Genomic DNA, 9,048 nt, shown 5'->3' with positions numbered 1-9,048 from the left:
GTTCACCGTGTTCCTGCCAGTCCGTTCCGTTGGCGTGATGGGCGATGGCCGTAAATATGATTGGGTCGTTTCTCTGCGCGCTGTAGAGACCATCGACTTTATGACCGCGCATTGGGCACATCTGCCTCATGAGTTCCTGGGCCGCGTCTCTAACCGCATCATCAACGAAATCAACGGCATCTCCCGTGTGGTTTATGATATTTCTGGCAAACCCCCGGCTACGATTGAGTGGGAATAAACCTGCGCTACGTTGTAAGTGACTGAAGGTTAAATTAATTAAGCCCGCCTTTGCGGGCTTTTTTATACTATTTCGGGGATGTTTTACCCCCTTAATCCATCCATTTTTGCACTGCGGCAACGCCCAGGGGTCCGCCGTAAGCGATCAATTGATTGACCTGCGAACATAAAAAAAGAGCGAATAATTTCGCCCTTTGATTGTTTAGTGAAGCTGACCGGTTAGTGAATTAAGAAAATTGTCGCCAGACCGAGGAAAATGAAGAAGCCGCCGGTATCGGTCAGTGCGGTAATTAACACGCTGGAACCCACGGCTGGATCTCGCTTGAATTTGGTCATCAGTAACGGGATGACAACGCCCATCAACGCGGCCAGCAGCAGGTTCAGCACCATCGCCAGCATCATTACGCCGCCCAGCGCCGGATTGCCGTACATCGCCCAGGTCACGCCACCCATAATTCCTCCCCAGCACAGGCCATTGATCAGCGCAACACCCAGTTCGCGGCCAATCAGGAAGGAGAAGTTACCCGGTTCAACCTGGTGCAGCGCCAGCGCCCGGACAATCATGGTAATGGTCTGATTCCCGGTATTGCCGCCGATACCCGCCACAATCGGCATCAGTGCTGCCAGCGCCACGATTTGCGAGATAGTTCCTTCAAATAAGCCAATCACCCTTGAAGCAACAAAAGCGGTACAAAGGTTTACGGCCAGCCATGTCCAGCGAGTGCGCACCGCTTTTCGGACCGGGGCGAAGACATCTTCATCCGGGTTTACCCCCCCCATTTTACGGATATTGCTGTCGTTCTCTTCATTGACCAGGTCAACCACGTCTTCGATGGTCACGCGGCCCATTAACTTGCCTTTGGCATCAATAACGGCTGCAGAAATCAGGTTGTAACGTTCGAACGCCCCGGCAGCATCTTCGGCTTTATCATCGATGCGGAAGGTAGTCGGCTTATCGTTCATCACCTCATGAACCATCTTCTTCGGCTTGTTCAACAAAATGTCGGTCAGCGTCAGCTCGCCAAGAAGGGTATTGTTCTCGTCGGTGATAAAAAGTTTATCGGTGCCTTCTGGAATGGATTTTTTACGCCGCAGATAACGCTGCACGGTGGCCAAAGTCACATCAGCAGGCATGGTGATCAGTTTGAAGTCGGTGATCCGACCCACACGATCGCGATCGAAATCCATCACCTCCAGCACGCGGGAGCGTAACGCCGGATCCAGGGAGGTCAGCAAACGGCCGGTTAAATCTCGCGAAAGATACTTCGACAGGTAAACCTGCTCATCAATATCCAGCGGGGCGATGGCGCGCAGCAAATCCCGGTCGCTCATCTCTTCGATCAGGCTTTCCCAGACGCTCTCAGAGGCTTCTACCAGCACCATACCGCGACGCTCGGTATCGATCAGATGCCACAGCGCCAGGCGTTCGTCCTCCGGCAAGGCTTCCAGCAGGTCAGCAATGTCAGCGGCGTGCAGCAGGGGAATGTATTGCCTGATCTCTTCCGCCTGCTCTTCGTGCGCTTTGGCTTCGGCAGGGGATTCATTCAGCGGACGTTCGAGCAGCGTATCCACCAGATCGCCGTCATTTAACAGCAGATTGAGGATACGGCCACGGATTTCAGCTAATTGCTCAGTATGGGATAAGGCTACAGACATAAAAATTCCCTTGTGTCTGGCAAAAGACGAGCGAGACGGTAAGTATTGCTCAAATCAGGCAAAAGAGTGAGAGAAGTCGCATTTTTATAGCAACTCCCTGGGGGGAATACGATGTGAGAGCCGATTATTTCGTCACGACGGTTGGCGCGGCAACGTCCTGTTTTTTTTGCTGATGATGTTCAATGGCGCCGGGAACCACAAAAATTAACCGTCCCACTAAGATAATAAAGCTCACCAGCAACACGATACGGGTCATATGGCTGGTTTTACGACGTTTTCTAAATGACATAGCGCTGTTCACGCAAAGTTTCCTGAGAAGAGCCCGAAGGCGATAGTGCAATTTAGGCACAGCCAGCTTAGCAGGTCAACGTTAACTCTGAGTGCGGACCTACAGATTGCGTCAAATCAGATTCTAGCCTGGCTTAAGACACATTTTTCTAAACGAGCGGGCATTCGTCTCAGCAAATCAGTTTGGATTGATTTGAATCAATTTATCCTTACCTGCTGACTTTACTATGACCGAATGCGACTTCAGATCGCGCAAACCTGCAAAGCAGCCCAACGTCTCTGCCAACCTGTCGAGCACCATGAAAATCACAAACTGGATTTCTCGCCTCAGCCAAAGCTCACTGGGTTTACCGCTGATTTTGCCGTTGTTGCTGATGCCGCTTTCCACTCATCTCTCCATCCGTCTGATGGTTGAAGGCGGCTATGTCTATCTGATTTACCTGCCGTTGGCGATGTACATTGCTATGCTGCTGGTCTTTGACTGGCGAGCGATGCCAGGCATCACGCTGGTGCTAAGCCTCTACTATTTCTCCCGTTTTAGTCCACTTCCCGCGGTGATCATTATTGGCTTAACGCTGGCGGTACTGGCTACGGGATGGAAGGGCTACAAACTCCATGCGGGCAGACGCTGGAAGGCGGATTATGGTGGCCTGAGCCTGACATCAGTGCGTTTGCTTTGGCTGGCTTTTTTTATTCCGGGGCTGTTTATCTTGAGTGTTCAACTGGTGGCAAATTCCGGTCTGATAACGATTGGGGGGACCATTTTCTCCTCCAGCTTTTTCACCCTGCATACGCTGCTGAATTTTCAATCCGTCCTGCTGTCCTGCGTAACTATGGTGCAGGTTTACTACTTTGTAATTCGTTGCATTCGCAAGCCACGTTTCTGGCAGGTACTTTACCTGCGGCTAACCAGGCAACGGGCAGCGAATGTCTACCCGTATGAGTGCGTGGCGTGGGTCTCTCTGATTGGATTCCTTTTGGTGATGCTGCTGTTGGTTCAGCAAAACAAAGAAAACCTGTTAGCCACCGATTATGGTATTCCTGTGCTGCTGCCTCTGATGCTGTGGTCAGCCATGCGTTTCGGCTACCTCTTTACCTCATTAAGCTGGGCCGTGCTGCTGGTGGTGCTGTATCAATTGCGGGACAGATTCCTGAGCCCTGGCACCGAGCCGTACCATCTGGCGGTGATGTCGGCAAACCTGCTGGTATTCAGTCTGACCATCCTGATGATGGCAGCGATCAGTACCCGCCAACGCCAGATATTGCTCAAAACTAAACTGGCGGCATTGAGCGATCCGGTTTTTAACTTACCCAATCTGCGTGCGCTCAGCACCGATTTGAACGGCATCCCGTTGACTATTCTCTGTTTCCTGAGTATTCCGGAACTTGAACGCCTCAGCCGTATTTATGGATTACGGCTACGTATCCAGTACAAACGCAGTCTGGCGAGCTATCTGCTTACTGACCTGCAAACGGGTGAACAGGTCTACCAACTGCCCGGTTTTGATTTGGCTATCAGACTGAATTACTCCGCCCATCAGCAGCGGCTGGAAAATATTGAGGGGAAGCTGAAAGTGTTTCATCTGCGCTGGGAAGGGCTGCCAATCCACCCAGAAATTGGCTTGAGCTATTGCACCGTTCGCCGCCCGGTCACCCATCTCTATGAACTGCTGGGGGAAATGAGCGCCATGGCAGAACAGTCACTAAGAACCGGTATGGCGGAAGGGCTGATGCGAAATCAAAGTTTGCCGGTTCAGCGCCTGGTCGCGGAAAAAGTGGCTTTGCTGGATCAGGTCCGACACAGATTACGTCATCAGGGCTATCCGATTTGGGCGCAGCGGGTTCGCGGTGTGCGTGGGGACGATTACTACGATCTGAAGCTCGAGATGCAGGACGATGCAGGGCAAATACTGCCGCCAGAGAAACTGGATGAATTAGGGCTAAGTTGGGATATCGATCGCTGGGTGATTGAGCAGATGCTGGCTTTTGCCCATCAGCACCGGCATCAGCTCTCCGGCAACCGTTTTGCCGTGACCCTGTTTATCTCCACCTTATGCCGACCTACGCTGGCGAAAGAATTAGCACAGTATCTGGATCTCCACGACCTCCAGCCCTGGCAGGTGATTATTCAGGTACAGGACTGCCCGTTGCTGAATCAGTCCAGTTGGGCAGGGCGCTCTGTTTTACAGCTTCTGCAACTTGGCTGTCGGGTGGTCGTCACCGATTTTGGCAGCAAGTTTGGCGGGTATGCGCGGTTAAAAGAGGTGGAAGGCGATATGCTGAAAGTGGACGCCCGTTTTATCAACGGCATGTTGCAGGACAGCCTGGATTATCAGGTGATTGCGGCAATCTGTACGCTGGCAAGAAGCAAGAGGATGAGGGTGGTTGCCTGTGGCGTAAACTCACAGGAAACAGAACAGGCGTTACTTCAGTTAGGCGTGGACTATCTTCAGGGAGACTACATTGGCTCGGCACAGCCATTGCAGGAGATGATTCAGGCCAGCACTTAAGTTTTCCGGCGCCAGCCTGAACCCGGTAAGATTGTCAGTCTTTAGTCATTTCTTTCTGTGCCAGCAGCGTGGCAAAGCGCAGCGGAATACGGTTACCTTGCTCGTCAGTGCGATGCAGCTGCCCCACGTGCTCGTTGTATTTCAGGATGTGCCATTTGCGGTAATAATCGCTCAGTTCGCCCGATTTAAAGGCAAACGGGAAGCCCTGATTGCACGGATAATCTTCGGTATCCATCGCCGCAACAATCAGGTTATAACCGCCTTTCACCGTGCTGGCCTGCATATCAGCAATCAGCTGAGGGATAGTTTCCGGCTGCAGAAACATCATCACGACAGTGGACAGCACAAAATCCCAGCCGCCATTGAAACGCAGATCGTTGAGATCTTTTTCCGCCGTCTCGATCCCGGTCAGTTGTTCATCGGCAATGATCTGGTTCAGTCGGGCCAGGCTGGCCGGGTTATTATCCCAACCGGTGACGTCAAACCCCTTCAGGTTGAGGTAAAGTGAGTTTCTGCCGCTGCCGCAGCCCACGTCCAGCGCCCTTCCGGGCGCTATCTGCTGCAACGCTTCCAGCACTTCAGAATGCGTGGGGGAGAGCTGATATTTTTCGGTGTAGTAGTTATCGGGCCTGACAATCATGACTTGGTCTCTTCCTGAATCGTTAGCTGCCAGCCAGTCACTTCTTTCCAGTAGCTCTGCTCGCGTTCTAAATCGAGCTGTACCAGATTGTTCTGGCTGAAATAGTCGACCGGGAAAGTCAGCGTCCAGTGGCCATCATCCGTGTCCAGTTTCAGCAGATCTGGCGTATTTGTCGCCTGGCGCTGATTATTCAGCAGCGCGCCAAGGCGCAACAGGAACACTAACGGCAGGAACTGCTTTTTCTTGAACAGGGTAAGACGAGGCATCTCATCGACTTTCACCGCTTTGCGATGGAAGCGTACCAGGGTTGCCAGCAGCGTTTGTTGATCCTGGTTAAATCCAGGCAAATTGGTGTTTTGCAGGATATAAGAGGAGTGACGCTGCATACCGCTGTGGTTAATGGTCAGTCCCACTTCGTGCAGCATCGCGGCCCATTTAAGCAGGGCAGAAAGCTGCGGATTCGTCAGCTTAGGGTTCTGATCGCGCCATTGCAGGTAGAGTTTTTCCGTGGTTTCCAGTACCCGCCGAGCCTGATCGCTGTCGATGGCATAATGATTTGCCAGGCTTTGGGCGGTGCGGCTGCGGATGTCCTGATGGCGGAAACGGCCTTCCATCTCATAAAGCACACCTTCGCGTAGCGCACCGTCAGACAGACGCAGTTCGCGAATAGCCAGCGCATCAAACACGCCACAGAGAATGGCTAAGCCGGGCACAAACACCGCTTTACGGTCTTCAGAAAGGCCAGGTAAACTCAGTGCATCAAACGACTTTTGTTTGATCACTTCGTCGTACAGCATCTCAAGACGTTCAGGCGTGATTAACTTTTCTTTCTCGCCCATTGCCAGCAGCACTTCACAGGCGGCTTTGATGCTACCGGAAGCGCCCAGCGCAAACTGCCAGCCGGTCAGGCGATATTGCCAGGCCATGGTTTCCAGCTTTTGCGCTGCGGCTAAGCGCGCACGGCGGAAGTTCTCTTTACTGATCACCCCGCCAGGGAAGTAGAGGTTAGCAAAGCTAACGCAGCCCATGCGGCGGCTTTCGACCAGTTTAGGTTCGAAGTCTTCCCCGATCACCATCTCGGTTGACCCCCCGCCGATATCGATCACCAGCTTGCGGCCTTTTTCCGGCTGCGTATGCTCCACGCCCATAAAGATCAGACGGGCTTCTTCGTTCCCGGAGATCACCTCAATCGGGTAAGGGATCACATCTGCGGCACGACGCAGAAAATCTTCGGCGTTTACCGCTTCACGCAGCGTATGCGTACCGACAATGGTCACGTTGGCCGGGCTGAAACCCTGCAGACGTTCGGCAAACAGCGCCAGGCAACTTAACCCGCGCTCAATAGCCTCTTCGCCCAGTACGTTGTTGTGATCCAGGCCATCGGCCAGATGAACCCGCTGTTTCAACCTGCCGAGCACCTGCATGGCGCCATCCACCACGCGGGCAATCACCATATGAAAACTGTTCGAGCCCAGGTCGATTGCGGCGAATTCCTGCGGTTTGGGCGTATTTTTCTGGGATATTGGCATAGTGAGTTAGTCAGGTTGTTCCAGAGATTTAATGTAATCGTAAATAGCCAGCTGGGCGCGCACTTTGCGGCGGTTACCGCGCGGTACATACTTATTGCTCAACTCTTTGTCTACGAAGCGCGCCTTTAGCGTATCACTTAACAGGATGCCAATAATATCCAGCACCCGCTGTTTCAGAATAGGGTCAAGAATGGCGACAGCCACTTCAATACGGTAATCGATATTGCGGGTCATCCAGTCAGCGGAGGAGAGATAGACTTTTTTATCGCCGCCGTTATCAAAAATATAGACGCGATCGTGCTCAAGGTAGCGATCAACAATACTAATTACGCGGATATTTTCACTGATGCCTTCCAGATTGGGTATGAGGGAGCACATCCCACGGATCAGCAGGTCTACCTTCACGCCCACGCTGGAGGCGGTGTAAAGCCGATCGACCAGGCCTTTGTCGACCAGGTTATTAACTTTGAGCGTGATGCCAGCCTGAATGCCTTTTTGGGCATTGGCAATCTCATTGTCGATCAGCTGATACAGCATCTTACGTGAGTTCTGTGGCGACACCATCAGGTGCTCAAAGGTAACCGGACGATAAGGGTTTTCAATAAAGTTAAACACCCGGCGCACTTCGTTAGTGATACGCGCATCAGCGGTTAGCAACGAATAGTCGGTATAAATACGGGCGGTTTTTTCGTTGAAGTTACCGGTGCCGATGTGGGCATAACGGGCAATCTCACCGTTTTCACGGCGGGAGATAAGGAACAGCTTGGCGTGGATTTTCAGGCCAGGCGCCGAGAAAATCACGTGCACACCGGCTTCGGTCAGTCGCTTAGCCCAGTGGATATTCGCTGCTTCATCAAAGCGCGCCTGCAGCTCCACCACCACGGTAACTTTTTTGCCGTTGTAAGCCGCATGGATCATCGCATCGATAATGCGCGAGTTCTTGGCTACACGGTAAATGTTGATTTTGATGGCTAACACCGCCGGGTCAAATGACGCCTGGCGTAGCAGTTCCAGCACATGTTCAAAGGTGTGGTAAGGGTAGTAAAGCAGCACATCGCGGTTGCGGATGGCATCGAAGCCGTTACGGAAACGATCAAACCAGATATGACGCAATTGCGGCAGCGGTTTGTTAACCAGATTCGCCTTGCCAACGTTCGGGAAACTGATGAAGTCTTTGAAGTTGTGGTAGCGACCGCCTGGTACGATAGAGTCGTAGTTGGTGATGTTCAGCTTTTTGCTCAGCATCTCCACCATCGCGTCCGGCATATCGCGCTGGTAAACGAAGCGCACCGGTTCGGCGGTTAAACGCTGCTTCAGGCTGGAGGACATCAGTTCCAGCAGGCTGGACTCCATCTCTGTTACCAGGTCGTATTCGGCATCGCGCGTCATCTTCATTGAGTAGGCATTTAGCGCATCATAATCAAAGAAGCCACGGAAAATATCGCCCAGGCAATAGCGCAAAATATTGTCCAACAGGATCATTGGTTTGCGGCGGCGGGGCGTTTCTGGCGGCAGGTTAACGAAGCGCGGAACCTTGTCTGAAGGGATTTCCAGCAAGGCATAGCTGATTTGCTCACCACGGATAATCTCAACCGCCAGATAGGTGTAGTCATCCTTCAGAAACTCGATCAGATCGGTGTCGTGATTCACCAGAATCGGGGTGATGTGCTGGCGAAGCTGGTGTTTAAAATAGTGGCGCAACCAGCTTTGCTGATTCGGTGAAAGTTGGCGTTCGTTGATCAGGAAGATCTGATTACGCGCCATCTCCAGCAGTAAGTCATTGTACAGGCCATCAAATTCCTGATCTGCCTTCAGCACCCGCGCCTGAATTTTTTTCAGTAAGTGGCGTGGAGTATTAGGAATGCCTTGCTCTTCGCCAATCAGAATGCGGCGTTTTAAGTCGGCGAAGCGGACTTTATAGAATTCCTCCAGGTTATTGGAGTAAATGCCTAAAAATCGCATACGCTCAATCAGGGGGTTGGTTTTATCAGCCGCTTCCTGGAGTACGCGCTCGTTGAACGATAACCAGCTCAACTCTTTTTCTATATACAGCTTTTCCTGACCCATTTTTACTCCGTCTGAAGATCCTGCCCTTGACCGGCCATTGTCTCAGGTCATTATGGCGAGAGTATGGCAGTAAAGTCCAACGGACATTGATGATTGTCTTATTAACCACATACGGGCAACA

General features: G+C 52.1%; 6 protein-coding genes and 1 pseudogene. 2 read left to right on the top strand and 5 right to left on the bottom strand.

Annotation, left to right across the window (positions count from 1 at the left end; genetic code table 11):
• Positions 1-238: pseudogene (locus WCC56_RS03160) on the top strand (glutamine-hydrolyzing GMP synthase); the annotation flags it as partial.
• A 218-nt stretch (positions 239-456) separates the two neighbouring features.
• On the opposite strand, the gene mgtE reads toward WCC56_RS03160, so the two are convergent.
• Together mgtE and WCC56_RS03150 are read right to left on the bottom strand one after the other, a co-directional pair.
• Positions 457-1,893, bottom strand: a complete 1,437-nt coding sequence (gene mgtE, locus WCC56_RS03155) for a magnesium transporter (protein ID WP_424690988.1) — start codon at positions 1,891-1,893, stop codon at positions 457-459.
• A gap of 124 nt (positions 1,894-2,017) precedes the next feature.
• Positions 2,018-2,194: a YfgG family protein gene (locus WCC56_RS03150; protein ID WP_424690987.1), complete on the bottom strand. Its 177-nt coding sequence runs from the start codon at positions 2,192-2,194 to the stop codon at positions 2,018-2,020.
• A 286-nt stretch (positions 2,195-2,480) separates the two neighbouring features.
• Here WCC56_RS03150 and WCC56_RS03145 point away from each other — a divergent pair, with 286 nt between their 5' ends.
• Positions 2,481-4,691 (top strand): EAL domain-containing protein, encoded by a 2,211-nt coding sequence (locus WCC56_RS03145; protein WP_424690986.1) that lies wholly within the window; start codon positions 2,481-2,483, stop codon positions 4,689-4,691.
• Between the two features lie 34 nt (positions 4,692-4,725).
• Here the strand turns inward: WCC56_RS03145 and tehB are convergent, their stop codons facing one another.
• The 3 genes from tehB to ppk1 are packed head-to-tail and all read right to left on the bottom strand — an operon-like array spanning position 4,726 to position 8,927.
• Positions 4,726-5,331 (bottom strand): tellurite resistance methyltransferase TehB, encoded by a 606-nt coding sequence (gene tehB / locus WCC56_RS03140; protein WP_424690985.1) that lies wholly within the window; start codon positions 5,329-5,331, stop codon positions 4,726-4,728.
• The gene (ppx, locus tag WCC56_RS03135; RefSeq protein WP_424690984.1) at positions 5,328-6,860 is read right to left on the bottom strand and encodes an exopolyphosphatase; all 1,533 of its coding nucleotides are present in this window, start codon (positions 6,858-6,860) and stop codon (positions 5,328-5,330) included. The genes tehB and ppx overlap by 4 nt, the downstream gene beginning before the upstream one ends.
• Positions 6,861-6,866: 6 nt before the next feature.
• Complete coding sequence (gene ppk1 / locus WCC56_RS03130; protein ID WP_424690983.1) at positions 6,867-8,927, bottom strand: polyphosphate kinase 1; 2,061 nt, start codon at positions 8,925-8,927, stop codon at positions 6,867-6,869.
• Positions 8,928-9,048 lie beyond the last annotated feature (121 nt).

This window comes from Erwinia sp., from assembly GCF_049696395.1.
Taxonomy (GTDB): Bacteria; Pseudomonadota; Gammaproteobacteria; order Enterobacterales; family Enterobacteriaceae; genus Erwinia.
This window is presented reverse-complemented; position numbering and strand designations above follow the sequence as displayed.

Coding starts and splice junctions, on each gene's coding strand:
- mgtE (WP_424690988.1), bottom strand. CDS start 1,893: ATGTCTGTAGCCTTATCCCATACTGAGCAATTAGCTGAAATCCGTGGC.
- WCC56_RS03145 (WP_424690986.1), top strand. CDS start 2,481: ATGAAAATCACAAACTGGATTTCTCGCCTCAGCCAAAGCTCACTGGGT.
- tehB (WP_424690985.1), bottom strand. CDS start 5,331: ATGATTGTCAGGCCCGATAACTACTACACCGAAAAATATCAGCTCTCC.
- ppx (WP_424690984.1), bottom strand. CDS start 6,860: ATGCCAATATCCCAGAAAAATACGCCCAAACCGCAGGAATTCGCCGCA.
- ppk1 (WP_424690983.1), bottom strand. CDS start 8,927: ATGGGTCAGGAAAAGCTGTATATAGAAAAAGAGTTGAGCTGGTTATCG.